20 protein-coding genes are annotated in these 26,424 nt (G+C 63.8%); 15 read left to right on the top strand and 5 right to left on the bottom strand.

The genetic code is table 11. The features are described 5' to 3' along the window. The first annotated feature begins 411 nt into the window (after positions 1–411). From BLW08_RS02235 to BLW08_RS02225, 3 genes are all read left to right on the top strand, one after another. Positions 412–2,010, top strand: a complete 1,599-nt coding sequence (locus tag BLW08_RS02235) for a glycoside hydrolase family 68 protein (protein ID WP_091323120.1) — start codon at positions 412–414, stop codon at positions 2,008–2,010. Between the two features lie 94 nt (positions 2,011–2,104). Next, entirely contained in the window at positions 2,105–3,736 is a 1,632-nt protein-coding gene (locus BLW08_RS02230; RefSeq protein WP_091323119.1) for a glycoside hydrolase family 32 protein, read from the top strand. A 102-nt stretch (positions 3,737–3,838) separates the two neighbouring features. Further along, positions 3,839–5,584 carry a phospho-sugar mutase gene (locus tag BLW08_RS02225; protein ID WP_090819610.1) on the top strand — a complete coding sequence of 582 codons (1,746 nt, stop codon included), beginning with the start codon at positions 3,839–3,841 and terminating at the stop codon, positions 5,582–5,584. 6 nt (positions 5,585–5,590) lie between these two features. Here BLW08_RS02225 and nirD read toward each other — a convergent pair whose 3' ends face one another. After that, the gene (gene nirD, locus BLW08_RS02220) at positions 5,591–5,971 is read right to left on the bottom strand and encodes a nitrite reductase small subunit NirD (protein ID WP_091323117.1); all 381 of its coding nucleotides are present in this window, start codon (positions 5,969–5,971) and stop codon (positions 5,591–5,593) included. 281 nt (positions 5,972–6,252) lie between these two features. Between nirD and nirB the strand changes: the two genes are divergently transcribed. From nirB to BLW08_RS02205, 3 genes are read left to right on the top strand one after another with little or no spacing between them, the layout of a single operon-like run. Next, positions 6,253–8,883 carry a nitrite reductase large subunit NirB gene (gene nirB, locus BLW08_RS02215; RefSeq protein WP_091323116.1) on the top strand — a complete coding sequence of 877 codons (2,631 nt, stop codon included), beginning with the start codon at positions 6,253–6,255 and terminating at the stop codon, positions 8,881–8,883. A 9-nt stretch (positions 8,884–8,892) separates the two neighbouring features. Beyond that, positions 8,893–9,927, top strand: coding sequence for a uroporphyrinogen-III C-methyltransferase (gene cobA / locus BLW08_RS02210; protein WP_091323115.1), 1,035 nt, complete (start codon positions 8,893–8,895; stop codon positions 9,925–9,927). A gap of 12 nt (positions 9,928–9,939) precedes the next feature. After that, entirely contained in the window at positions 9,940–11,097 is a 1,158-nt protein-coding gene (locus tag BLW08_RS02205; RefSeq protein WP_090819624.1) for a uroporphyrinogen-III synthase, read from the top strand. A 43-nt stretch (positions 11,098–11,140) separates the two neighbouring features. On the opposite strand, the gene BLW08_RS02200 is transcribed toward BLW08_RS02205, so the two are convergent. After that, positions 11,141–12,439 carry a Y-family DNA polymerase gene (locus BLW08_RS02200; protein ID WP_090819627.1) on the bottom strand — a complete coding sequence of 433 codons (1,299 nt, stop codon included), beginning with the start codon at positions 12,437–12,439 and terminating at the stop codon, positions 11,141–11,143. A gap of 176 nt (positions 12,440–12,615) precedes the next feature. Continuing rightward, entirely contained in the window at positions 12,616–14,082 is a 1,467-nt protein-coding gene (locus BLW08_RS02195) for a sugar porter family MFS transporter (protein ID WP_091323113.1), read from the bottom strand. A 136-nt stretch (positions 14,083–14,218) separates the two neighbouring features. On the opposite strand from BLW08_RS02195, the gene BLW08_RS02190 reads away from it, so the two are divergent. Continuing rightward, on the top strand, positions 14,219–15,235 hold the full coding sequence (locus tag BLW08_RS02190) for a LacI family DNA-binding transcriptional regulator (RefSeq protein WP_091323111.1): 1,017 nt from the start codon (positions 14,219–14,221) through the stop codon (positions 15,233–15,235). On the opposite strand, the gene BLW08_RS02185 is transcribed toward BLW08_RS02190, so the two are convergent. Both BLW08_RS02185 and BLW08_RS02180 read right to left on the bottom strand, forming a co-directional pair. After that, complete coding sequence (locus BLW08_RS02185; protein ID WP_090819633.1) at positions 15,232–15,663, bottom strand: LexA family protein; 432 nt, start codon at positions 15,661–15,663, stop codon at positions 15,232–15,234. The two genes, BLW08_RS02190 and BLW08_RS02185, sit on opposite strands and share 4 nt — an antisense overlap. A gap of 106 nt (positions 15,664–15,769) precedes the next feature. Continuing rightward, a complete protein-coding gene (locus tag BLW08_RS02180) occupies positions 15,770–16,366 on the bottom strand; it encodes a dihydrofolate reductase family protein (protein ID WP_091323109.1) in 597 nt (198 codons plus the stop codon). A gap of 208 nt (positions 16,367–16,574) precedes the next feature. Here BLW08_RS02180 and BLW08_RS02175 point away from each other — a divergent pair, with 208 nt between their 5' ends. From BLW08_RS02175 to BLW08_RS02140, 8 genes are all read left to right on the top strand, one after another. Continuing rightward, positions 16,575–17,012, top strand: coding sequence for a hypothetical protein (locus BLW08_RS02175; protein WP_091323107.1), 438 nt, complete (start codon positions 16,575–16,577; stop codon positions 17,010–17,012). Positions 17,013–17,161: 149 nt separating this feature from the next. Further along, the gene (locus BLW08_RS02170; protein ID WP_091323105.1) at positions 17,162–19,891 is read left to right on the top strand and encodes a GMC family oxidoreductase; all 2,730 of its coding nucleotides are present in this window, start codon (positions 17,162–17,164) and stop codon (positions 19,889–19,891) included. Next, positions 19,888–21,882, top strand: coding sequence for a hypothetical protein (locus tag BLW08_RS02165; RefSeq protein WP_091323104.1), 1,995 nt, complete (start codon positions 19,888–19,890; stop codon positions 21,880–21,882). The genes BLW08_RS02170 and BLW08_RS02165 overlap by 4 nt, the downstream gene beginning before the upstream one ends. Beyond that, positions 21,879–22,988 (top strand): alpha/beta hydrolase, encoded by a 1,110-nt coding sequence (locus BLW08_RS02160; RefSeq protein ID WP_254779628.1) that lies wholly within the window; start codon positions 21,879–21,881, stop codon positions 22,986–22,988. The genes BLW08_RS02165 and BLW08_RS02160 overlap by 4 nt, the downstream gene beginning before the upstream one ends. Beyond that, positions 22,985–23,968, top strand: a complete 984-nt coding sequence (locus BLW08_RS02155) for an acetoacetate decarboxylase family protein (protein ID WP_090819646.1) — start codon at positions 22,985–22,987, stop codon at positions 23,966–23,968. Before BLW08_RS02160 ends, BLW08_RS02155 begins: the two co-directional genes overlap by 4 nt. Beyond that, entirely contained in the window at positions 23,965–24,447 is a 483-nt protein-coding gene (locus BLW08_RS02150) for a DUF1772 domain-containing protein (RefSeq protein WP_091323101.1), read from the top strand. Before BLW08_RS02155 ends, BLW08_RS02150 begins: the two co-directional genes overlap by 4 nt. Then, positions 24,444–24,926: a hypothetical protein gene (locus tag BLW08_RS02145; RefSeq protein ID WP_254779626.1), complete on the top strand. Its 483-nt coding sequence runs from the start codon at positions 24,444–24,446 to the stop codon at positions 24,924–24,926. Before BLW08_RS02150 ends, BLW08_RS02145 begins: the two co-directional genes overlap by 4 nt. After that, positions 24,923–26,266 (top strand): patatin-like phospholipase family protein, encoded by a 1,344-nt coding sequence (locus BLW08_RS02140; RefSeq protein WP_091323099.1) that lies wholly within the window; start codon positions 24,923–24,925, stop codon positions 26,264–26,266. Before BLW08_RS02145 ends, BLW08_RS02140 begins: the two co-directional genes overlap by 4 nt. Positions 26,267–26,424: the final 158 nt, after the last annotated feature.

The following is a 26,424-nucleotide window of genomic DNA, read 5'->3' as shown; positions in this document are numbered from 1 at the left end:
CACGTCAGCGTGTGCGCTAACAATCCCCAGGGAAAGTAAACGCACAGTAAATTCTCAGGATAAATCTGATTTATGGCGCAACATTTGACCCGCAGCCCCCGGAAATGCCACGCGCGCACGTTGGAAATGTAAGCGCTTGCGCATCTACCGAAGAGTAGCCCCGCAAGCCCCCGAAATGCCCTTTGATTTGCGACCTAACACGTGTCTAGCGTGGAGAGCGTTCCGGTAAGTCGACGTGCCGGAGCGCAGTGCGGTGAGTGCCTTTCCAGGACTGACCGCCACCTCGAAACGATGGCGTCCCTCGATGACGCCCCCAGCGGATCGAGCGGACGCTTGAGCAGCGAGCCCTTACCAGGGATCAGGGCATGCGCCCCACTCCACGAAGTCCAACACTCCGCGAGAAGAGCAAGCATGAACACGCACTCAACCCCTCAACGGCCACGCCGCCGTCTGCGACGGGCAGTAGCCGTCGCAGCGGCAGCCAGCGTGGCAGGCAGCATCCTGCTGGTCACGCCGGCCGCGCAGGCGAACCTGCCGGCCGACCCGCCGTCGAGCACCATGCCGGCGCCCACGCCCGGCTTCCCGCTGCCAACTACCCACACGCAGCAGGCATATGATCCCGCAGCAGATTTCACGTCCAAGTGGACGCGAGCCGATGCCAAGCAGATCATGGCCCAGAGCAACCCCAACGTTGCCCCCGGCCAGAACTCCATGAGCCCCAACGTCACCATGCCGGAAATCCCCAAGGACTTCCCGGCCATGAACGACGACGTCTGGGTCTGGGACACATGGTCACTGACCGACGAGAATGCGAACCAGATCAGCTACAAGGGCTGGGACGTCATCTTCGCCCTGGTTGCTGACCGCCACGCCGGCTACGGCTTCGACCAGCGCCACTGGAACGCCAGGATCGGCTACTTCTTCCGGAAGACCAACGCCGATCCTGCCAAAGACAAGTGGAACTACGGCGGACACCTGTTCCTGCCGAATACGTCCATCGGCAACACGGAATGGTCCGGCTCCACGCGCCTCATGCAGGGCAACAAGATCAACGTCTTCTACACGGCCACCACGTTCTACGACGTCGCCGAGCGCAACGCCGGTGGGGGTGGCATTGCCCCGGATGCAGTGATTGCCAAGGCACTGGGCACTATCCATGCCAACCAAAACGGTGTGACCTTTGACGGGTTCCAGCACACCAAACTGCTGGAGCCGGACGGAAAGCTGTACCAGAACAAGGCCCAGAACCCCGGCTTCGCGTTCCGTGACCCGTACACCTTCGCGGACCCTGCACACCCGGGCAAGACCTTCATGGTGTTCGAAGGCAACACCGGCGGCACCCGTGGTTCCTACAAGTGCAAGCAGGAAGACCTCGGCTACCAGCCGGGCGACCCCAACGCCGAAACCGTGGCCCAGGTCAACAGCACCGGCGCTTGGTACCAGACCGCCAACGTTGGCCTGGCAGTGGCGGACAACAAGGACCTCACCAAGTGGAGCTTCCTTCCGCCGATCCTGTCCGCCAACTGCGTCAATGACCAGACTGAGCGTCCGCAAATCTACATCCAGAACGAGAACGGCAAGAACAAGTACTACCTGTTCACCATCAGCCACCAGTTCACCTACGCGGACGGCATGCGCGGCCCGGACGGCGTGTACGGCTTTGTTGGCAACGGCGTCCGTTCGGACTACCAGCCGGTCAACAACAGTGGGTTGGCCCTCGGTTCCCCCACGGACCTGAACATGCCGGCCAACGCACCGGAGGGTCCGGACCCGCGCCAGAACGGCCGCCAGTTCCAGGCCTACTCGCACTACGTGCAGCCCGGCGGCCTGGTCCAGTCGTTCATCGACAACGTGGATGGCGTCCGGGGCGGCTCCCTGTCACCCACCGTGAAGATGAACTTCAAGGGCGGCGTGACCCAGGTTGACCGCAGCTTCGGCCAGAACGGCCTTGGCCCCTTCGGCTACCTGCCCACCAACGTCCGCGTTGGCGGCGAAGGCCACTACAAGTAGGCCGCAACACCCCCGGCTGTAAGGCCACGGCAAGGGTGCCGGCCCCACAAGGACCGGCACCCTTGCCACCCCCAACCCCTTCAGGATTTATCCCATGACTTTTCCCAGCCCCCATCTGTCCCGCCGCCATTTACTGGCGGCAAGTGCCGCCGTCCTGGTCGCTTTTTCTGCCGCGTCCTGCACGCCACAACCGGAAAGCCCGACGCCGGTCCCCACCCCGGGCGGCCACCGGCCGTCCCCATCGGATCCTTGGCGGCCCTCCGCACACCTGACAGCTGAGAAGAACTGGCTCAACGATCCCAACGGGCTCATCTATCACGACGGCACCTACCACGCGTTTTACCAATACAACCCGCGCGGAAACTCGTGGGGCAACATGTCCTGGGGCCATTCCACCAGCAAGGACCTGATCAACTGGGAGCAGCAGCCCGTTGCCATGGAAGCAAGCCCCGAAGAAGAGATCTTCTCCGGCTGCATCGTGATGGACAAGAACAACGCCTCCGGACTCGGTTCAGCAGAGAACCCACCCATGGTGGCCCTGTACACCAGCGCGTACGGCAAGAATGGCGCACTCCCCCAGGGCGCGCAGGCCCAGTCAGTGGCGTTCAGCCTGGACAGTGGCACCACGTGGCAGAAGTACCAAGGCAATCCCGTGCTGAACCTCGCCCCGGCCAACAACAACTTCCGCGACCCCAAGATCACCTGGTACGAGCCCGGCCGCTATTGGGTGATGACCACGGTGGTGGCGGACGCCCAGGTGGTCAAGATGTTCAAGTCCACCGACCTGCTCCGCTGGGACTACCTGAGTGATTTCTCCGGGGTCGGTGCCCAGGGAGGGCTGTGGGAAGTACCCGAACTACTCCAGATGAAGGTTGAGGGTTCCACCGCGAAGAAGTGGATCATGCTGCTGAGCATCAACCCGGGCGGCATTGCGGGCGGCTCTGGCATGCAGTATTTCGTAGGTGAATTCGACGGAACACGATTCGCCCCCGAGAATGCTGCCGCACCGGATGCACCGCTCAACGAGTCCCAGTGGCTGGATCACGGCGCCGACTACTACGCGGCGAACTCCATCTCCGGCGCGCCCGGGGATAGGCCCGTTCTGCTCGGGTGGATGGGCAACTGGGACTACGCCCAGCACGCTCCCACCACTCCGTGGCGCGGCTCCATGGCTATTCCCCGCGAACTAACGTTGGTTCGAGGTGAAAAACGGCTGGAGCTGCGATCCGGCATTGCGGGCGCGGTACGGGAGAGCTATGGACGCGCTGCCGGTGACGTCAAGGGCAAAAACCTCACCGTCAGCTCCTCAGCACAGGACCTTGGCCAGGACTTCAGCGGGCGCACGCAACTGATCGAACTGGACATGGACCTGACGTCGGCGCGCGAAGCAGGCGTTGTCCTGCGGCAGTCGTCCGGCTCCGGGCCGGGTCTGCGGATCTCCTACACCAGGGACACACACACGGTGAAGGTTGACCGGTCCCTTGCCGGGACCAACAACTTTTCGGAGAAATTCAGCCCATTCCACCAGGTCACCCTCCCTTCGTCCGGCAACGACAACACCGTCCGTCTGCACATCCTCCTGGATTCCTCGTCCGTGGAAGTCTTTGTCCAGGACGGGACGGCCGTCATCTCGGATACCTTCTTCCCTGATTGGGACGCCACGGGTTCTTCGGTGTTCAGCATGGACGGCGACACGGAGTTCCAGGTACGAAGCCAGACGTTATAGAGCCCGGCGAGGGGCGGGATCCCACCCTTTACAACCAGTCAAAAGGGCAGGATCTCACCTCTCGTTGCCCCTCGCGGGCCCAATGAGGATAGTTTTGTCCCTATGACATCCAGCGATGCCGCCTTTGAACAACTGATCACCGACGCCCGCGAGTGGGCCTCCCAAGACCCGGACCCGGTGACGTCGGCTGCCCTGCGTGAGCTCGCCGAGCTTGCCAGCGGCGGTGATGCGGGAGCAGCCCAGGAATTGGGAGACAGCTTCAACGGCACGCTGCAGTTTGGCACCGCCGGACTCCGCGCAGCCCTGGGACCCGGGCCGAACCGTATGAACCGGGTGGTGGTCCGCCGTGCGGCCGCAGGTCTGGCGGCCTTCCTCACCGAAGCCGTAGCCGCTGCTGCGCCGGGGACCCGGCCACGCGCCGTCGTCGGCTTTGATGCGCGCTACAACTCGGACATCTTTGCCGAGGAAACCGCTGCCATCTTCACGGCGGCCGGCATCGAGACGTTCCTCATGCCGGCGGCACTTCCGACGCCGTTGCTCGCCTACGCGGTCAGGTCACTGGATTGCGACGGCGGCGTGATGGTCACTGCCAGCCACAACCCGCCGCAGGACAACGGTTACAAGGTCTACCTGGGGCGGCACGCGGTGTCCGAGAGCGGCCGGGGCTCGCAGATCGTGGCCCCTTATGACGCGGAAATCGCTGCGAAGATCCAGGCTGTGGGTGCGTTGGACGCGATTCAGTTGGCCGCGGACGGATGGACGGTACTGCCACGCTCCATCGCTGCAGAGTACCAAGCTGCCATGGCCGGGCTGGTTGATCGGGAGCACTTCCCTGCACGTGACCTGAAGATCGTTTTGACCCCCATGCATGGGGTTGGCGGCGAAACGGCCGTCTCCGTCCTGAACGCTGCAGGGTTTACGGACGTCACTTTGGTTGCTGAACAGGCTCAGCCGGACCCTGACTTCCCCACCGTCGCTTTCCCCAACCCGGAAGAGCCTGGCGCGCTGGACCTGGCCCTTGCAGCCGCCGCGGACTCGGATGCGGACATCGTTCTGGCAAATGATCCCGACGCCGATCGCGCTGCGGTTGCCGCCTTGGATCCCGCAACGGGAGCCTGGCGGATGCTGCGCGGCGATGAAGTGGGAGCATTGCTGGGCGCACATGTGGTTGCCCGTTTGGCGGCCGCCGCCGGTGACGACCCACAGACCGGAGTCTTCGCCAATTCCATCGTTTCCTCACGACTGCTCTCCAGGATCGCAGCAGCAGCAGGATACTCGCATGAGGAAACGCTCACGGGCTTCAAATGGATTTCGCGCGTCCCCAACCTCACCTACGGGTACGAGGAAGCACTGGGTTACTGTGTTGCGCCGGAACTGGTGCGTGACAAGGACGGCATCTCGGCAGCCGTGCTGATTGCTGAATTGGCAGCGGCTGCCAAGGCCGAGGGCAAGACGATCTTTGACACCCTCGACGATCTGTACCTGGTGCACGGCCTGCATGCGAGCGACCAATTGAGCATCCGGGTTGCTGATCTTGGCCTGCTGGACGCCATGATGAACCGCCTGCGGGTCAACCCGCCGGAAGCGTTCGGAGGCTCCGCCGTCGAGGTCTTCACTGACCTGGCGGAAGGAAGCGAAGCCCTGCCACCCACGGACGGCCTGCTGTATTTGACCCGGGACCTCACCCGCGTGATCATCCGCCCCAGTGGCACGGAACCCAAGCTGAAGTGTTACCTGGAAGTCATCCAGGCTGTGGAGTCCGCGGCTGAACTTCCCACCGCACGACAGGCAGCGCGGACTTCCCTGGACGATGTTCTCAGGGACGTCCGCGAAGCATTGGGCTTGTAGGACTCCTTAGAGCTCAACCTCGATGAAGCCGTCCACCAAGCGGGTTGGGAAGGCTTCGAGCGTGAGTTCCGGATTGGTGAAGCATTCACCGGTTTCGAGGTCGTAGACCTCTTTGTGCAGCGGCGATGCGATGGTGGGCCGGCTTCCGCGGGATCCGATGATGCCGCGTGCCATGACGTTGGCGAGGGTCGCCGGGTCTTGCTGTGCCACAGCAAAGACCTCGGTGGGCGCGGTGCGGAAAAGCGCAACCTGACGGCCGGCGATCAGCGCAGCTTCGCCCCAGGCCACTTCAAGTTCTTCCACCGGGCAAACACGCTGCCAGGTGGCCGCGGTGGTCAAGTTCCCGGCCCCGTCAAGAATCTCCGCAGCATCCAGAATTACGGTCATTTCAGCCCCTCTCACTGTGTCCGGGTGCTGGCATTTTCGCCGTCACTCTCCCGGACCGGGCCACGCTTGCGGCCACTCCTCCACGCTAGGGCTGGGGTGTTTCAACAGGGGTGCGTGATTGTGTCCAACGCGTAAAAGAGACCTCACGCACCCGGAAATGCGTTCGTGATGCAGAAGTTAAGATCACGAAACAAAAGGGAAACTGAAGCGAAACTGCCCGTCCCTAGGCTGGAACCACAAGTTGCGGAGATCCGTCTGCAACATCTGCGAAAGGCCCACCAGTGACCGGACACACTTCAAGTACAGAGAACCCGCGCCGCATCGTCGTCGTCGGCGGCGGCCCCGCTGCCCACCGTTTCGCCGATGCCATGGTCAACCGCGGACTTGAAGGTTGGCAGGTTACGGTCCTCACTGAAGAGGCCCATCTCCCCTACGACCGCGTGGCGCTGAGCAAGGCACTCACGGAAACCGGCGTTGACCTCACTTTGGGCGAGGCTTCCATGTGGGACCACAAGGCACTCACCCTCAAGACCGGCGAGCGCGCCGTCAAAATCGATTCCGTGGCCAAGAGCGTGATCACAGCGGCCGGCAACAAGTACGAGTACGATCACTTGGTGGTTGCTTCCGGTTCGGATGCAGCCCGCCTCCCCATCCCGGGCGCCGAGCACACCCACGTTTACCGGACGCTCGAAGACGTATGGGCCATCAACAAGGCCATCGCCGAGCTGACAGAGAAGCTGGGACGCAAGGTCAACGCCGTCACCATCGGTGGTGGCCTGCTGGGGCTTGAGTCCGCAGCCGGTACCGAGCAGCTGGGCGCCACCCCGATCGTCATCAACGGCTCCCCCTGGCTCATGAACACCCAGCTGGACGAAGGCGCAGGCCAGGCCCTTGGCCGGCTGATCGAAGCCAAGGGCTTCGAAGTCCACGGTGGTGTCTTCCCGTCCGAGGTTGTTACTGACGACGACGGCAACGTCACCGGGGTCTTGATGGCTGATGGCCGCACCATCGACGCCGACCTCGTGATCGTTGCCATCGGCGTCAAGCCCCGCGACGATCTCTTCCGCGCAGCCGACGGCGAAGAGCAGCTCTTCAGCTTGGGCCAGCGTGGCGGCGTGGTCATCAACGATTTCTGCGCCACCGAAGTGGACGGCATCTGGGCCATCGGCGAGGTAGCCAACTTCGGGGGCATGTGCCTGGGCCTCGTTGCACCGGCCAACACGATGGCCGAGATCGTTGCCGATCGCCTGCACGGCGGAGCGGCAACCTTCCCCGGTTTCGATACCGCGACCAAGCTCAAGTTGTCCGGCGTGGACGTGGCCAGCTTCGGTGACGCCTTCGCCAGGACTGAGCACTCCCTCGAGATCGTCTACGCCGACCCCGCGCGCGGCGTCTACCAAAAGATTGTCACCACCGACGATGCCAAGACCCTCCTGGGCGGCATCTTCGTCGGTGATGCCTCCCCGTACATGAGTCTCCGCCCGCTCCTTGGCCGCGAGCTTTCGGCTGAGCCCGGCGCCTACCTGAGCGCTGCCGGCGGTGGCGAAGCCCCGGAGACCGAACTCCCTGATGACGCCATCCTCTGCTCCTGCAACAACGTGGCCGCCGGAACCATCCGCGACGCCATCAATGGTTGCGGCGCCTGCGAAGGCAGCGCTCCTGTACAGGAACTCGGTGAGCTGAAGGGCTGCACCCGCGCCGGTACCCAGTGTGGATCCTGCGTTCCCATGCTGAAGAAGCTGCTTGAAGGCGAACTGACCAAGTCCGGCATCGAGGTCTCCAAGGCACTTTGCGAACACATCAGCCTGTCCCGCCAGGAACTCTTCGATGCCATCCGTGTCCTGGAACTGACCTCCTTTGAGGAGATCATGGCCAAGTACGGCACGGGCGCGGGCTGCGATATCTGCAAGCCGACCATTGCCTCCATCCTTGCCAGCCAGCACTCGGCCTACGTCCTGGACGCCGGACGTGGCTCGTTGCAGGACACCAATGACCGCGCCTTGGCGAATATGCAGAAGGACGGAACGTACTCGGTGGTCCCCCGCATCGCCGGTGGCGAGATTACGCCCAAGGGTTTGGGTGTCATCGCAGCCGTTGCCGAGAAGTACAACCTGTACACCAAGATCACTGGTGGCCAGCGCATCGATATGTTCGGCGCCCGCCTTGAGCAGCTCCCGGATATTTGGAAGGAACTGGTGGATGCCGGTTTCGAGTCCGGGCAGGCCTACGGCAAGAGCCTGCGTACGGTGAAGTCCTGCGTTGGATCCACATGGTGCCGCTTTGGCGTCCAGGATTCCGTGGCCATGGCCATCGCCCTGGAGCTGCGCTACCGCGGCCTCCGCAGCCCGCACAAGTTGAAGATGGGTGTGTCCGGTTGCGCCCGTGAGTGTGCCGAGGCACGTGGCAAGGACGTGGGCGTGATTGCGACGGCCGACGGCTGGAACCTGTACGTGGGCGGTAACGGTGGCGCTACCCCTGCGCACGCCAAGCTCCTCGCCAAGGACCTGGATGACGAAACCTTGCTCAAGTACATCGACCGCTACCTGATGTACTACATCCGCACTGCTGACCGCCTGCAGCGCACCGCGCGGTGGCAGGAAGAACTCGACGGCGACATCAAGCACGTCGAGGATGTGGTGGTCCACGACTCCTTGGGCATCGCCGATGAGCTGGAAGCCGCCATGGCCAAGCACATCGACACCTACGAGGACGAGTGGGCCGAGACCCTGAAGGACCCGGAGCGCCTCCGCCGGTTCCGTTCCTTCGTCAACGCCCCCGACCAGAAGGACGAGTCCATCTCCTTCGTTCCGGAGCGTGGCCAGATCCGCCCCGCCACGAACGAAGAAAAGGGCGGCGTGCTCATTGCCTCCACCATCCCGGTCCGCAGCGAAACCGTCGACGTAGAAAACTAGGGGTTCACCATGCAGCTCACCATTGATCTGACCGGCCGCGACGTCCTTGTCACGGGATCCGAAAAGTCTGCCCGCCAAGCAGTCCGCCGTTATCAGCAAGCCGGCGCCAAGGTGTACCGGCTCAGCACCCCGGAAGGAGTACCGGGCGACGGCCAGCTGCCCGATCGTCCTTTCCTGGTAGCTGTGGTGGATGACGGCGAGGCTGGCTGGCTGCCACTGGTGGATCGCTGCCGCGAGGCCGGAATCCCGGTGGCGTTCGAGCCTGCACCAGGTGCCGACGGCCACGTGACGCTGGTGGGTGGAGGGCCAGGGGCCCTGGACCTGCTGACCGTTGGCGCCGCCGACGCCTTGCGGGATGCCGACGTCGTGTTCTATGACCGCCTGGCTCCCTACCAGGAGCTGGCCGATCTGACCTCTGCCGAGCTGGTGGATGTTGGCAAGCAGCCCGGCCTCCACAAGGTTACGCAGCGGGACATCGAAAAGCTGATGGTGGAAGCCGCGTTGCTGGGCAAGAACGTGGTCCGGCTCAAGGGCGGCGATCCTTACGTGTTTGGGCGCGGCGGCGAAGAAGTGGCTGCCTGCGTTGCTGCCGGGGTGCCGGTACGGGTCATTTCCGGTGTCACCAGCGCGATTTCTGTTCCTGCCGCGGCCGGTATCCCGGTGACGCACCGCGAAGTGAGCCACATGTTCACCGTGGTCTCCGGCCACGCGCCATTGACGGAGAAAGAACACACCCACCTTGCCGGCCTTGGCGGGACGATCGTGGTCCTCATGGGCATCGGGACCCTGCCCCAGCTGGCCGCTGGCCTGCGTAGGGCGGGGATGAAGCCGGACATGCCGATGGCTGTGGTGGAGCGGGGATACCGCCCCGGACAGCGCACCACCATCGCGGACCTCGGTACCATCGAAACTGCGGCCACCGGCTGCAGCAACCCTGCGGTGCTGGTCATCGGCGAGGTGGTGAGGGTGGCTGAAGCCAACCGGAATCACGCCGAAGCATCCGCCGAACTGAGCCGACTCGCGGCTTCGCTCCTTGAAGCCTGAAGGTAAAAACACATGACTGTTGCACGTGCCATCGAAATCCAGGACCCTACGGCCGCTCCCGAGGTATCCGAAACCGCCGAAGCGCCGCTGGACGGATTCCGCATAGGCGTCACCTCGCACCGCCGTTCCCGTGACCTCATTGAGGCACTGGAACGCCGCGGTGCAAGCGTGTTGCACGCCCCCGCCTTGAAGATCGCCCCTGTGCAGGAGGACATGGTCCTCATCGAGGACACGCGGACCATCATTGCTGCCCAGCCGGATATCTGCATTGCCACCACGGCCTACGGCATGCGCCGCTGGTGCGAAGCCGCTGATTCCTTCGGCATCGGCGAGCAGCTTCTGGAAACCCTGTCTGCCTGCCGCATGTTCGTCCGCGGCCCCAAGGCCCGCGGAGCCGTGCGCGCGGCTGGGCTTGCCGACGTCGGAATCAGCAGTGACGAAACCACCGCAACCCTGGTGGATATGCTGCTGGCTGAGGGTGTCCGAGGCAAGACCGTAGCTGTCCAGCTGCATGGGTACACCGATGTCCGCCAGCTTGAACGGCTGCGCATGTCCGGGGCCACCGTGCTCACCGTGACCCCGTACCGCTGGGTCAAGCCCGACGGCGAAGACAAGCTTCCTCGCCTGATCGAGGCTGTGGTGGGCGGAAACCTCGATGTGCTGACGTTCACCAGTGCCCCCGCGGTGGACGCCATGTGGAGCACCGCGCACGAAATGGGCTTGTACCGCCAACTCATCGAAGCACTCAAGGGACCGGTGACTGTTGCCGCCGTTGGGCCTGTTACCGCACAACCACTGGTCGACGCCGGGCTGACGCCCCTTATCCCCGACCGCTACCGGATGGGGGCCCTGATCCGTTTGGTGACGGAGCACCTCTCCCTGAACCATGTGCGACGCCTGGAGACCAAGAGCGCCACGATCGAGCTTCGGGGCCGCTGCTTGCGGATCAACGGTGAAGTGGTGGAGCTTGCGCCGGCTCCGCTGCTGCTCCTGCGTGCGCTGCTCGGCGCGGGTGGAGCTGTCCTGTCCCGCGAAGCGCTCTCTGACCTGTTGGATCTGCGCGGCTCCGTGCACGCCTTGGACATGACGGTCAGCAGGCTGCGTTCCTCGCTCCCGGACGGCAGGCTGGTGGAAACCGTGGTGAAGCGCGGTTACAGACTGCGGGCCTAGCTGCCGCGGTGCGCCATGACCCGACGCTCCGTCCTCCGCCACGCTACGCCGCCTTCACCAGGGGAAGTTCGTCCCAGTTGGTGGTGTAGCGGGGGCTGAGCATGTCACGTTTCATGGTCCAGTCCGGGCCGCCTTTGATGCCTGCGTGGCCAAGCCCGATGGAGCCGCGGCCATATCTTTTGCTGACTTGCTCCAGCAGTGGGCCAATCCCGCGCTCCTCGTGCCGGTTCTCGAAGATCTCCAGCGGTTTCTGGTTGCCGCTGGGACGGAGGTCCGTGACCATGATCCCTGCTTTGGCGTATTTCACGCCTTCCTGGATTTTGGGCACCAGTGCGTGTGCGGCTTTGGTCAGGAGCACGGGGTCCGCAGTGGGCATGGGCAGCCTGACGGTGACCGTGGGGAAGGATTTGTCATGGGGGTTGTAGACCGATGTGGCCGCAAAGGCCGTCAGCAGTTTGGCTTGAAGGCCATGCTTTGCCAGCCTGGCACTGGCCATCTGGCCATAGACGCTGAGCACCTGCCGCAACTGCTCCGTGGTGGTAATCGGCGTGGAAAACGAACGGGAGAAAATCAGCTGGTCCCGGCCGATCCTTTCTTCTTCCATGGGGATGCACGGTGTGCCCTGGAGCTCCAGGACCGTTCGCATCATGACGATGGAGAATTTGTCCCGCAAAGCGATGGGGTCGGCGCGGACCAGGTCCAGGATCGAGAAGATCCCCATGGCATTCAGCCGCTTGGTGAGCCGGGTTGCCACACCCCAGATTTCAATAACGGACAGCCGTGCCATGAGGGCTTGGCGTTCCTCTGCGGGAATGGAGTCCCAGCGGCACACACCATTGAAAACCGGGTTGTGCTTGGCCCATTTGTTGGCGAGCTTGGCCAAGGTTTTGGTGGGCGCGATTCCGACGCAGACAGGGACCCCCACATGCCGTTGGCAGGCAACCTTGATGGTGCGCCCCAGCTCCAACAGGTCTTCGGGTTTCCCTTTCACCCCAAGAAACGCTTCGTCGATGGAATACACCTCCTGCCACGCTGAGTACCGGGCCAGAAGCTCCATGACCCGGGAGCTGATATCGCCGTACAGCTCGTAGTTGCTGGAGAGCGCAATCAGCCCCCATTCCTTGGCTCGTGGAGCAAGCTTGAACCACGGCTCTCCCAACCCGATGCCCAACTTCTTGGCTTCCGGCGACCTGGTCACGGCGCAACCGTCATTGTTTGACAGCACGATAAGTGGCTTACCCTCCAGCGCAGGGTTGAAAGCCCTCTCCGCCGATGCATAGAAACAGTTGATATCCACATGGGCGATCTCCTGCATGTGATGCATGAGGGCTGGCTTGGACATCATTCTCCCTGAGTTCGTTGCTAGCACGCACACCCGCATACTCCGCGCAGGACACGCCGCTGATTCGAACATATATTCGAATGGTTCAACTGTATCGCCTACCTCCGACAACAAAGCGCCCCGTCCGCCGGAATGTGGAAAAGTCCGGAGGACGGGGCGCAGTATCGACAGAAAAGCTAGGAAACTCCAGACGATTCCTTCTTGTGCACCAGGTAGATGGCGCCCGTAGTGACATCTTCCTCAAGCGCTTCCAGGGTGCGTCCGCGGGTTTCGGGAACCTGGGTGTAGATGAAGATCAGGGCCGCGATTCCCACCACCCCGAAGAGGAAGAACGTACCGGTGATTCCCACACCGGCAACCAGCGTCGGGAAGAAGAGACCGAGCAGCGCGTTGGCGATCCAGAGGCAGAACACTGATAATCCGATGGCGAAGCCACGCACGTGCAACGGGAAAATCTCGGACAGCATCACCCACACAGCGATGTTCAGGAACGTCTGCATGGAGCCGACGAACGCGACCACCAGGAACAGGATGACGAACGGGCGCGCAGCGTTGCCCACAGGCAGGACGATCGAGGCGATGCCGATCAGGAAATGGCAAACAGTTGTCAGGGTGAACCCAAGGAGCAATGTGGTCCTGCGGTTGACCCGTTGCATGAGCGTCAGGGCAATCACGCCGCCAACCACCGCAATGACGCCGGGGGCAATATTGGCGATCAGGGCCGCGTTGGAGTCAAAACCAGCTTCGACCAGCACGGACTGGCCGTAGTACATGATCGAGTTGATACCCGTCAGCTGCTGGGCAACCCCCAGGCCGATACCCACCAGAATGATGCGCAGGATCCACTTGTCCTTCAGGGCACCCCACGAGGTGGCCTTGGAAGCGCGTTCTTCGTCGGCAAGGTGTTTTACATCAGCCATTTCAGCTTCGGCACGCTCCTCGGAACGGATGGTCTTGAGGACTACCAGCGCTTCTTCCCAACGTCCCTTGGAGATCAGCCAGCGCGGCGACTCCGGCATCCGCAGCATTCCGAAGAACAGTGCAATTGCAGGCAATGCAGCGACGGCAAGCATAATGCGCCACACTCCGCCGAACTCGCCCCAGACGTTGCCGATGATGGCATTGACCACGAACGCCGCCAGTTGGCCAATGACGATCATGAGCTCGTTCCGCCCGGCCAGTGAGCCGCGGATCTCGTAGGGTGCAAGCTCTGCAAGGAAGACGGGCACCACTGTGGCAGCTCCACCCACGGCAAGACCCAGGATGACCCGGCCCAAAACCATTACCTCAAAGTTCGGCGCAAAGACGCAGGCAAGGGTTCCGGCCAGGAACAGGACAGCGAGCAGGATGATGGTCTTCCGCCGGCCCCAGCCGTCGGACAAGCGCCCTCCCCCAACCGCCCCGGCAGCAGCTCCAAACAAGAGTGAGCTGGTGACGACTCCTTCCGTCAGGGGTGTCAGGGCGAGATCGACCGTCATGGGCCTCAGTGCGCCGTTGATGACACCAGTGTCATAACCGAACAGCAGGCCTCCAAATGTGGCCACCAGGGCAACGAGCCCCAGGCGCTTTCTGTGCGGGCCATTGGTCAGCGGAGGGAGCGAAACGCCGGGGGCGCCTCCCCGCTGCGTTTGCGTCGAAGACATCAGGACTCCTTTGTCAGTGTGGTGCGGGTCATACCCACCCGCTCTCCATAGAGACTAACGCGCGAAAGGCTTAAATGTAAGGTCAAACTGACAAATGACTTAATTTCATGATTCACCACCATGGGAAGATGAGGACATGGTTTCCGACCACCGCCATCGTTCCGCCACGCAAAGCGACGTCGCCCGCGAAGTCGGCGTCTCCCGAACACTTGTCTCTTTTGCCTTCCGCGGCGCGCCTGGGGTCAGCGGTGAAACCAAACAGGCCATCTTCGACGCCGCCAAGCGTCTGGGCTACCGACCCAACGCAGTAGCTGCCGATTTGGCTCGCAAGCACCGCTCCGCCGTCGGCCTCTACCTCATGGATATCCGCAACGAGGTCTACGCCGACATCCTCAGCGGCGTCCGCACGGCACTGCCGCAGGACCGCAACAGGCTCATCCTCAGCGTCTCGCGATCCAGCGACGGTGAGGACCAGGGCGCCCTCGAGTCGCTGATAGAGGCCCGCGTGGGAATCATCATCGCCGCGACCCTGCTGGACACCGATCATCGGGTGCAGGAGTTGGCCAGGATCGTTCCGCTGGTCAGCGTCACCCGCCCGATGGAGGGGGTGGACAGCGTCTACTCCGATGACGACGCCGGCGCCCGCGCCGCCACCGAGCACCTCATTGGCCTGGGCCACACAAGGATCGCCCACTTGGCGGGCCCGGTGTACGACGGCCACACCGCCCGCAGGCAAAGTTATGCAAAAACCATGCGCGACGCCGGACTGAAGCCGCTCACGCTGGCCGCTGCGGACTTCACCCAAGACGCCGGCAGGCGCGCGGCCGACGAACTCCTGGGCATGACCCACCGACCGACCGCGATCTTCACCCATAACGACCAACTCGCCTTGGGGGCGCGCGAGGCCGCGTACGCCAGGGGCCTCGCGGTCCCTTCCGATCTGTCGCTGGTGGGCTACGACAATTCGCGAACCTCGGGGCTCCACGGCATCGACCTCACCTCCGTTGACCTTCACGCTGTCGAGTTGGGGCAGATCGCCGGAACAGTGGCCCTGGAGCGGCTCAGCAACCCGGAAGCACCCATCGCCGACAGGCGGCTCACACCGCAACTGGTGGTCCGCAACTCGACGGCACCACCGCCGGCCAGCAGCTAAATGTGATGCAGGCACGTGGTAGCCACGCCCCAGATGGTCAGCTCTGACAGGGCGGGCACCCGAATGTCCGGATAGTTGGGATTGTCTGCCTGAAGCACCACGCCCGACGGAGTGACGCGGAGCCTCTTGATGGTCAGCTCGCCATCCAGGACGGCTACGACGACGGACCCGTCCTTGGGCTCCAGAGCCCGGTTAACGATCAACTCGTCACCGTCACTGATCCCGGCACCCTCCATGGATTGACCCGTCACCCGCACCACGAAAGTGCTGGTGACATCCTTGATCAGGTGCTCATTGAGATCGATCCGGCCATCAAAGTAATCCTGCGCGGGCGATGGGTACCCTGCCGCCACCGGAATGGGAGCCAGCAGTACCGACATCAGGGAAAAGCCCGCATCTATCACGCGGGGGCCGACGATCACGCCCACAACACACCTTTATTCGAATATATGTTCGATACTTGAGTGTACAGTGCGTGACCGACAATGTTCCTGCCCGCTGTGGACCGACCAGGACCGAATTGGGACAGTCCTGCTAGCGCAACACCCGATACCGTACGTGCGTCACCAGGCCGGTACCGCCCACGTCCGCAGGTTCAAGGCGCACACCCCTGACGCCGTCCAGCAGCCGCTCGCCGCCGCCAAGAATGATCGGTGAGATGTGGAGCCGGAGCTCGTCCATCAGCCCCGTCGAGAGGAACTGCCGCGCAGTCTCCGCTCCGCCCGCGATGGCTACGTTCTTGCTGCCGGCAGCGTCGCGGGCACGGTCCAGTGCAGCCTCGATTCCGTCCGTGACGAAATGGAACGTGGTTCCGCCTTTCATCTCCAAGGGCTCCCGAGCATGATGAGTCAGCACGAAAACCGGTGCGTGATATGGCGGCTCCTCGCCCCACCATCCACGCCAATCCGGGTCCCAAGCGTCAGGGCCCGGGCCGGCATACATATTCCTGCCCATGATGTACGCGCCGGCTTCCAAGATGCCGGCCACCTCAGTGGCATTCGCCTCAGCTTCCTCGAACTGCCAGCGGTGCAGGCTTTCGCCGCCTTCCCCCAAGGGCTGCTCAAGGGACTGGTTGGGTCCGGCAACAAAACCATCAAGGGACACGGTGAGATCGCAGGTGACCAGGCTCATGCGCCAATCCTGCCACCGGCCTTCCGGCGTGCCTAGGTGCCGACGCAACAAGCTCGACGGCGGCCCCAACGAGCGGCGCCCTCCCAACACCTGACCACAGCAACTTTCGATCGATTCTCCAAGCTCATGCTTTGCCCCTATGCTCCGGAACCGAGCAGCCCTACGCTGATCGTGTTCACATCCGCGAAGACGCGAAGAGAGGGCCGCCATGGCACAGGATCCAAGACCCACGTTGGAGCAGTTGAACATCCTCGTCGGTGAATGGGAAACGTCCATCGAGGGCCTCGAAGCCCCTGGCCGGACCACGTTCGAATGGCTGGAAAGCGGAGGCTTCCTCATCCAACGTTCCACGGTCCGACGGCCCGAGTATCCCAACGCGGTGAGCATCATCGGTGCCACCGGCTCGGACGGCACTTTCCAGCAGCACTACTTCGATTCGCGCGGCGTCGCACGGATCTATGACATGACCTTGAGAAACCGTGTGTGGACCCTTTTCCGGGACGGACCTGACTGGCCCCAGCGCTTTGTTGGCCGCTTCAGTGAGGACGGGAACACCATCAACGCCCGTCTGGAACGCGGAACCTACCCCGGCGGCCCGCTGGAACACGACTTTGACATGGTGTATACCCGCATCACCACCCACTAAGCGCCGGGCAAACCGGGTTACTCCACCTCATTTACAGATCCCCTGCCCGGTGGGAACATAAGGCCCATAGTCCGCGGAGGCATCGCCCGGCCACGCCCGGCGCCGTCGATCGCAGCTATGTTGTCAGCTCTCCTCTGAGAGGAACGGCCATGGGTCGTCTGGGGACCGGGAACAGTGGGGATGCGGGGATTGAACCCGCTCCTGATCCACTACGCCACCTGGCCGGTGGCATCGAAAAAGTAGACGCCGTGGTGGTGGGCTCGGGTTTCGGAGGATCGGTGGCTGCCCTTCGCCTGGCCGAGGCGGGACAATCCGTGGTCCTCATGGAGCGAGGCAAACCGTACCCGCCTGGCAGCTTCGCGCGCTCGCCGTCAGAGATGGGCAGGAACTTCTGGGATCCAGACCGTGGCTTGTATGGGCTCTTCGACGCCTGGACGTTCCGTGGCACTGAGGGGCTGGTGTCCAGTGGCCTCGGTGGCGGCTCCCTGATCTATGCCAACGTGCTGCTTCGCAAAGACGAAAAATGGTTCGTCAACGAGTCACCTGTCCCGGGCGGTGGTTACGAAAACTGGCCGTTCACCCGGGCCGACCTTGACCCTTTCTATGATGCCGCCGAAGCGATGCTCCAGCCGGTGCCTTACCCCTATAAGGACACCGCCAAGACCATGGCCATGGAAAAGTCCGCCGCCAACCTTGGACTCTCCATCTCCCGGCCGCCCATCGCCGTCACGTTCGCGGCGGGCCCTGGCCAGGAACCGCGCACCAACCAGGCGCTCCCCCTGCCCAGCTACGGCAGCGTCCACGGCCCCAATACCGTACGGACCACCTGCACCCTCAGCGGTGAATGCGACATCGGCTGCAACGCGGGCGCAAAGAACACCCTGGACCACAATTACGTCTCCGCCGCCGCTTTCAAAGGCGCCGATGTCCGCACCTACCATGACGTACGCGGCATCCGACCTCTCGCCAACGGGACGGACGGTGGCGGTACGGGCGGTGCAGGCTACGAGGTCCGGTATGTGGTGCACCACCCCGATAAACATGGCGAGCTGCTCACCGAGCGCATCATCCACTGCCGCACGCTCATCCTGGGCGCCGGCACATTTGGCACCAACTTCCTCCTGCTCCGCAACCGCGGCTCGCTCCCCGCCCTCAGCAATGCTCTGGGCACCCGTTTCAGCGGCAACGGCGACCTCCTGACCTTCATCATGGGCGCCAAGACTCCCCCCACCAATGGCTCACGCCCCGGCATCCGCACGCTGGCCGGCAGCAAGGGCCCGGTGATCACCACGGCGGTCCGGGTTCCGGATTCGAACGACGACGACGGCGACGGTCGCGGCTACTACGTGGAGGACGCCGGGTATCCGGCCTTCATGAACTGGCTCATCGAAACCGCCCAGCTGCGGACCACCATCAAGCGCACCGCCAAGGTCGCGGGGCAGCTCTTCAAGGACAGGCTGTTCGACGCCGGCCGGTCCAACGTCTCCGCCGACCTTGCCGCGGCCTTGGGGGACGGGCGATTGTCGTCCAGTTCAGTGCCTTTGCTCGGCATGGGCAGGGACATTCCCGACGGCGTCATGACACTTCGCGACGGACGGCTCGCCATCGCCTGGACCATGGCCACCTCAAAGGAGTATTTCGGCCGCGTCCGCGAAACCATGGAATCGATCTCCAAGGACCTGGACGGCGACTTCATCGACAACCCGCTTTGGTGGGCAAAGCGCGTCATCACCGTCCACCCGATCGGCGGGGCCCCCTCCGGCCGGCACCCCGGCGAAGCGGTCTGCGATTCGTACGGCGAGGTATTTGGATACCCGGGCATGTACGTGGTTGACGGGGCTGCGATGCCGGGGCCGGTGGGCGCAAACCCTTCACTGACCATCGCCGCTTTCGCCGAGCGCACCTGCGCGCACATCCTTGAGGCGGGCGTGCGTACCGGCCACCGGGACAACAGGCCGGAAGGAAACGCGCACAGGGAAATCAGCCCCAGCGACACGGTGACCGTTGAGCACGAGGCTGCGGGCGCCGTCGTCGACGTCGGTGCCTTGGCTCCGCGGGCACTGGCGCCGGACGCGACCAAGGGCAAAGGCGCACAGGAGGAGCAGCCTGCGAGCGCTGTGGCTGGAAGACCGTCGACGGCGAGCCGCGGCTTGGGGGCGCCCGGCGACGCAACGGGCGGTAGTGACGCCACCTCGGTGCGTTTCACCGAACAGATGCACGGTTGGTTCAGCCCCGGGGTCACTGATCCGGAGAAGGGTCGAAGCCTGGGCCGTGACCGTAGCCGGAAGATCATGTTCGAGTTGACCATCACCGCGGAGGACATTGACGCGTTCGTGGCCGATCCCAACCATCCCGCCAGGGCTGAAGGTTATGTGTTGGCGGACTACTTCGGCGGGCGGATGCCGGTGGAACGTGGCTGGTTCAACCTGTTTGTTGAGGACTCAGCCACTGCCGGCGCCCCGGCCAGACGCATGCTCTACCGGCTGTGGTTGCGGGACCCCGGGGGAACGCCCTTCACGTTCACCGGCCACAAGCTCATCCATAACGAGGCGGGCTTCGACGTCTGGCCGGATACCACTACGCTGTACGCCACGATCCTGCGCGGGCATGTGCCACCGGGTGCCGGCGGGGCGTCGGGTACCGGCGGGGCGTCGGGTGCCGGCGAAGCGTCGGGGGCCGGCGGGGAAGGCATTTTCGGAGCGGGAATCCTCTTCATCCGACCACTGGACTTCGCCAAGCAACTCACCACCTTCTGGGCAGAAGGCCCTGCACCGGCAGCCGGCCTGGCGGCGTTTGGCAAACTGTTTGCCGGCGAGCTGTGGCGGGTCTATGGCCATGCACCCAGGCATGTCCCCTTCCCACTCACGCACAAGCGATGAAAAGCCGGGAGCTCGCGCAACACCACGCCGTCCTGGGTTTCACTCCCCAGGGAGCCGTCCGTTGGCTCTCGCCGATGTCGTTGGCCAGGACTGCGTTGAAAGTTGCCGCGGCCACTGTGTTCGCCGATTTCGGCGACAAACGTGAACTTGAGGGCAGTTTCCCGGCGGACCCCTTGCGCCTGGACAAACTCCCTGTTCCGGGCCAACCGGCGCAACCCCCGGTCAGCAACCGGGGCCTTCCCTCCCCCGCTGAACTGGAGGCGGAGCGTGAACTGGAGGCGGAGCGTGAGCTGGAGGATGACCGCGCCGCCGGCGGCCCTGCCGCGGCTGAACTCTGGCTGGACTACACAGCAGACCTGGGCGATGGCTTCGACTCCACGTACACGGTGGCGTCCCTGCTGGCACAGGAGTCCCTGGCCGTGGAAGGGCATGAACTCCCCCGTGGCAAGGTACTGGTCCTGGGCGGGGACGAGGTGTACCCGGTGGCGTCACCTGCGGCGTATGAGAATCGGATGGCCGGCCCCTACCGAATGGCACTGCCCCAGGGGATCAACCCCCCTGCCATCATGCTCGCCTTACCAGGGAACCACGACTGGTACGACGGCCTTACCTCGTTCATCCGGTTGTTTACCCGGCAACGGAACATCGGCGGATGGCGGACCATCCAGACCCGCAGCTACTTCGCAGTCCGGCTCACGGGTGAATCCCCGGGTGCGGGCAGGAAGGGCACACCCGGGTGGTGGCTGCTGGGGCTGGACAGCCAGCTTGGCCAGTACATCGACGAACCACAGCTGGATTACTTCTACCGGAATGTCACCCTCCAGCTGCAACCCGGAGATGCCATTATTCTGTGCGTCGCCGCGCCCTTCTGGGTTGACGCGGCCAAGCCCGGGATCAACGAGTTCCGGCAAGTGAACTTCTTCGAGCAGGACTACCTGCGCCGTCGTTTCGATCCGCAGACCGGCCTCTTCCAAGCCACCGGAGCCAGCGTCCGGCTGTGGCTCACCGGCGATCTGCACCACTACTCCCGCTACGAACAGCGGGCGCCCGGCGAGGCCCGGAACATGCCCCCGGACCCCACCAGAACACAGATGATCACCTGCGGACTGGGCGGGGCGTACCTTTCCGATGCCCACTGGCTGCCCGAGGACCTGGTGCTGCCCGCGCCATCGGCTGCTCCTGGAGAATCTGCCGGGGTACGGGACGCCCAACAAACGCCGGCGGCGCGCCGCTTCACCCGCATGCCCGCCATCTACCCCGGCCCCTCCGACTCCCGGCTGTTGGGCCCCCGCCTGGCCAATCCCCTGTCCCCGCACTGGCTACCCGTCCGCAACCCTGGCTTCGGATTGTCGTTGGGCATCGTGCACGTCATCGCCGCTCTGACACTGTGGACAGTTTTCAGCGCCTTCCGCGGAGAATCGTTCATTGACAGTGTGCGGAGCCTGACGCACGGGAACACACCGTTGTTGCTGGGCGCCTTGGTGCTGGCCATGCCCCTGCTGCTCGCCGTCCTTGCCCTTCTTGCACGTGTGCTGGGCCTGACCACAGCAGGCATTGTGGTCTTTGCCCGCGGCGCGCTCTATCAACTGTCGGCGCTGGCGGTGAGTGCCGCCGTCGTGATCCTGATTCCATGGCCGGACGGCTGGCCGGACTTCGTGATCCTGTTCCTGGCCCTCGCGTTGGTGCATCTAGGCGGCTGGGCGCTGGGCAGCGAGGCCTTCGCCTTGTACATTCTGGCCACGCCCAGCGGCGAGGTGTCGTCCTGGAAGATGTCCGGCCAATCGATCGAGGACCACAAGGGATTCCTCCGCATCCATCTCACCCCCGACGGCAACCTCACCATCTACCCGTTGATGGTGGACACCGTCAGCCGGGACTGGCAGCTGGCAACCGACGACGACGGCGCGAGGCTGGTTCCCGTCGACGGCCTGCCCGCCGTGCGGCTGCTGGAACACCCCATCACCATCACACGGAAAGGCACCACACCATGATCATCACCCGTGCCGAGCACAGGACCGAGGTCATCCCCCTCCGTGCCCGGGACAACACACCGCTCAGCCTGGTCCACGTCACGTCGCCCGCAGAGGCCACCAAAGGGCCCGTGATCCTTGTCCACGGTTCCGGCGTCAGGGCAGAATTGTTCCGGCCGCCGGTCAGGACCACCATCGTGGATGTGCTCCTCGAAGACGGGTGGGACGTGTGGATGCTGAATTGGCGGGCTTCCATTGACCTTGATCCGCTGTCCTGGACGCTGGCCGACGCCGCCGTGTACGACCATCCTGCCGCCGTCGAGCACGTCCTGCGTGCCACCGGCGCCGACACCATGAAGGCCGTGATCCACTGCCAGGGCTCCACGTCGTTCACCATGTCCGCCGTTGCGGGGCTCTTGCCTCAGGTGGACACCATCGTTTCCAACGCCGTCTCCCTGCACCCGGTGGTTCCTGCGTTCTCACGGCTCAAGATCGACTATCTGACGCCCATAGTCAAAATGTTCACCCCGTACCTGTCGCCCTCATGGGGATACAAATCGCAGGGCTACTTCACCCGGGCCATCCGGGGCCTGGTGAAAGCCACGCACCACGAATGCGACAACACCGTCTGCAAAATGGTCAGCTTCACCTACGGCAGTGGCCGCCCGGCCCTCTGGTCCCACGAAAACCTGGACGACGCCACTCACCAATGGCTCAGCGGCGAGTTCGCCGAGGTGCCTGTGACATTCTTCGAGGAAATGGGCCGCAGCATCAAAGCCGGACACATGGTGGCCGCCGGCGACCACCCGGAACTGCCCGACAACTTTGTGGCCGAAGCTCCACAGACCGATGCCCGCTTCGCCTTCATCGCCGGCATGGACAACCTGTGCTTCCTGCCCGAAAGCCAGCAACGAACCTTCAGGTTCTTCCAGGAACACCGCCCCGGCAAGGACTCGCTCCACCTCATCCCCGGCTACGGCCATTTGGACGTCTTCTTTGGCGACCACGCCTGGCAGGACACTTTTCCGGTCATCGTGCAGGAGCTCAACGGAACCCTGCAAACCAGCCCAGCCCAAGAAGCCAGCCCACACAAGGAAACCAGCCCAGCCCAGGAGCCCAAGCCATGAAAACACTCACCGAGCTGGCCACGCCCTTGCTCAAACTCATGCCGTCTCCTGTCCCGCGACGGCAGGAGCGGCTCCGCGGCCAGCATGCCTTCGCCGACGGGATCAAGTACGTCATGCCGGTCAACTCCGACGATTCCCCCGTGCTCATGGCCGCCTTCCCCATCAACAAACGTGCTGCAGCTGCGGCATTGCCAGGTTCCGAGATGCGGCCGTTCAGCCTGGGCGGCAAAGGGCTGCTGGTGGTGACAGTGGTGAACTACAAATCCACGGACATCGGGAAGTACATCGAATACTCCCTCGCCATCGCCATCACCCACGGCAACAGGCCGGCGCCGCCCATTCTCCCGCTGATCTTCCAGAAGACGTTCAAGCTGGGCCAGTTCGTGGTGGACCTCCCCGTCAGTTCGGAAGTCTCCGTCAAGGGCGGCAAAGGAATTTGGGGCATGCCCAAGCACCAGGCAAACCTGGACTTCGTCGTGACCGACACCTCCGTGTCCGCGCAATACGACAAGGACGGACAGCTGGGTTGCTACATCGAGATCGAACGCCCCGAGCCCCTCGGACTCCCCCTCAAACTGGCCGCGTCCAACTACTGCGTGTTCCGCAACATGCTTTGGAAATCGGACATCTACTTTGAGGCCACCGGGGATATCGCCCTCGGATCCCAGGCGAAGGCGCGCCTCATCCTCGGTGACGCGCCCGGCGTCGAGCCTTTAAAGAACCTGCACGTGGAGAGCAAACCGGTATTCACCGCCTGGCTGCCGCAAGCCCACGGCGTCCTGGACGATCACTACGAAGCCTGGTTCCTCACGGCTCCCACCCAGCTGGAGGCTGTGGCCCTGCGTGGTGGGGACATGATGGACAGCGTCGTAAACCTCGGCCAAGGGCAGGAATGGCTGGCCCCGCCCGACCGCAGCCGGATACCCGGAACTGCTGATCCCGGGACGGGCACCTTCCCCGCGTCCGGCGGTGCCCAATGAACTGGCTCCTCCTCATCAACGCCCTCTACTTCCTTTTCGGAGCCACCATGTACGTGGGCACCATGTGGGTCCTCAAGTTCTTCCTCTACCCCACCTGGGAATCGCTGGCCCGCGACAACGTGGACATGCACTTTGGAATCCCCACCCGGGCCGCCACCAAGTTCTTCACCATCGTGGTCCCCATCATGTTCATCTCCGGCGGCATCCTGGTCTGGTCCGAATGGGGCACCATCCGCGTCATCCCCGCCATCATCTGCCTGGTGGGCATCATCGTCCTGACCTGGGTTGGCCAAGGCATCATCATCCCCATCAACGTCCGGATCCGGGGTGGCGACTTCGCAGACGACACCGAACTGCGCAGTTTGCTCAAACGCTGGATGATGCTCAATGACATCCGCTTCTACGTCTCCACCCTGACGTGGGCGGCCATGGTATGGCTTCTGGTGGACCGCGGACGGCTGCTGGAGTCCTTCGCATGACCGCGCACCAGCCCGCCAGACCAGGACATCCCGCCCGGGCACCGAAGACACATCCGCCCGGAACCGTGGCCTGGGCTGCAGCGGATCCGCTCCGGGCCGTCCTCGCCGTGATCGCCATCATCACCGTCCTGACCGGCGCCGTGCAGGTTCCGTTCGGCGGACCTGTCCTCCAATTGATCGGCGCCGACTCCACCCCCGAAACCCGCCAACTCTTCGGGACAGTGGGCATGTTCATGGTGGTGGTGGGTGGACTCCTCCTCCACACACTGCTCAACACCGTCCCCTCAGCCGAAGTGGTGCTCTGGTCCGGCGTGCAAAAAACCGGAGCCTTCGGGGCCGTCGGCATCGGAGTACTCAGCGGGGTCTTCTCACCCCTTGCGCTGCTGGTCGCCTTTTTCGACCTCGCGACGGCGGTCCTCCTCTTCATCTACTGGCGCCGCATCAGCGCGGTGCCGGCCGCCAACGGTCTCGCCGGATGAAACGGTCCCTGGTCCTGGCCGGCGGTGGCATGCGCGTGGCCTGGCAGGCTGGGGTGGTGAAAGCGCTCGCCGAGGAGGGCCTGGAATTCCAGCACGTGGATGGGACCTCCGGTGGGATACTGACCGCCGGAATGCTGCTCTCCGGGGCATCGCCGGAGGAGATGTGCAGCCTATGGTCCGGGGTGGACGTTAAGGATTTCGGCTCGGCGTTGCCGTTGGGCGACTACCTGAAGGGGCCATGGTCCCTTCCCGCCATCGGAGACGCCGACGGCATCCTCAACAAGGTCTTTCCCGCGCTCGGCATCGACGACGCCACCATCCGTTCCCGCGCGGCGGAACCGGGCGCCGTCGAGGGTTCCTTCAACGTGGTGGAGTTCACCGAAAAGCGCTGTCACGCACTTGACGCCACCGCAGTTGACGCCCAACTCATGGCTGCGGGCATGTCACTTCCCATCTTCCTGACGCCACTGCGCCGCGACGGAAAGATCTGGACGGACGCGGTCTGGGTCAGGGACGCCAATGTGGCCGAAGCACTGCGGCGGGGCGCCGACGAGGTGTGGCTTATCTGGTGCATCGGAAACTCTCCGTACTGGGGCGATGGTCCGCTGGAACAGTACGTCCACATGATCGAGATGAGCGCCATGGGCGCACTGCTGGCGGACTTTGAAGCGGCAGCGGCCACCGGACGTGAGTTTGTGCTGCATGTGGTGCGCCCACACCATCCGCTTCCCCTGGATCCGGAGTTCTACCTGGGCAGGGTCGACGCCGATACCCTGATCGGCATGGGCTACCGGGATGCCCGCAAATACCTCGACGCCATGGTTCCGGCTGGTGTGGCTAAGGATTCCAGCTGCACAGCGATGACCGAGCCCGCCCCGGGAGTCCGTTTTAACGACACCCTCCGCGGCGAATTGGACGGTTCACCCCTAACATTCCGTGCGGCCGTCGTGCTGCCCTCGGTGCTTGGTGCCGAATCACCCCAGCTCAGCGGCTATCTGGAACACCGCCGGTTCGGGCGCGCGTTCCTGGCCGACGGGCGGGTGGAGGCCACCGGTGACACCGTCACTTACCATGCACGGATAAGGCTCGACGGCGGGTGGCAGGACGTGGCTCTGACGCGTACCTTGCGGGACGACCCCGGACCGGACGCCTGGGCTGATTCGAGAGTTGCCCGGCTCAGCGTTGGCGGGCTGTCCGCGGACCTGACCATGAGTTTGGCCGACGCTGCCGGGCTGCTGGCCTCCGTGGAACCCGTGGGCGCCCATGGATTCGTGGACCGCGCCCAGGCCGTGGCGGGCTTCGCCGGGAATGGCTTCCGCGAACTGCTGCGCCGGTACTGAATAGGTGCTGAAACCCCGTCCTGAATCACTACCTGGCACCCGCCTCAACGCCCAGATGTGACGCACGTTATTACCGGCGGGTAAACGCCGTGCTACGGATCAGCCAAAGATGGCAACAGTGGGGAAACACCTACGAAAAACCGGCCCTTTACGCTGAT

Source organism: Arthrobacter sp. cf158 (assembly GCF_900106835.1).
Taxonomy (GTDB): domain Bacteria; phylum Actinomycetota; class Actinomycetes; order Actinomycetales; family Micrococcaceae; genus Arthrobacter.
The sequence above is the reverse complement of the archived record's forward strand: the minus strand, read 5'-3'. Positions and strand labels throughout refer to the sequence as shown.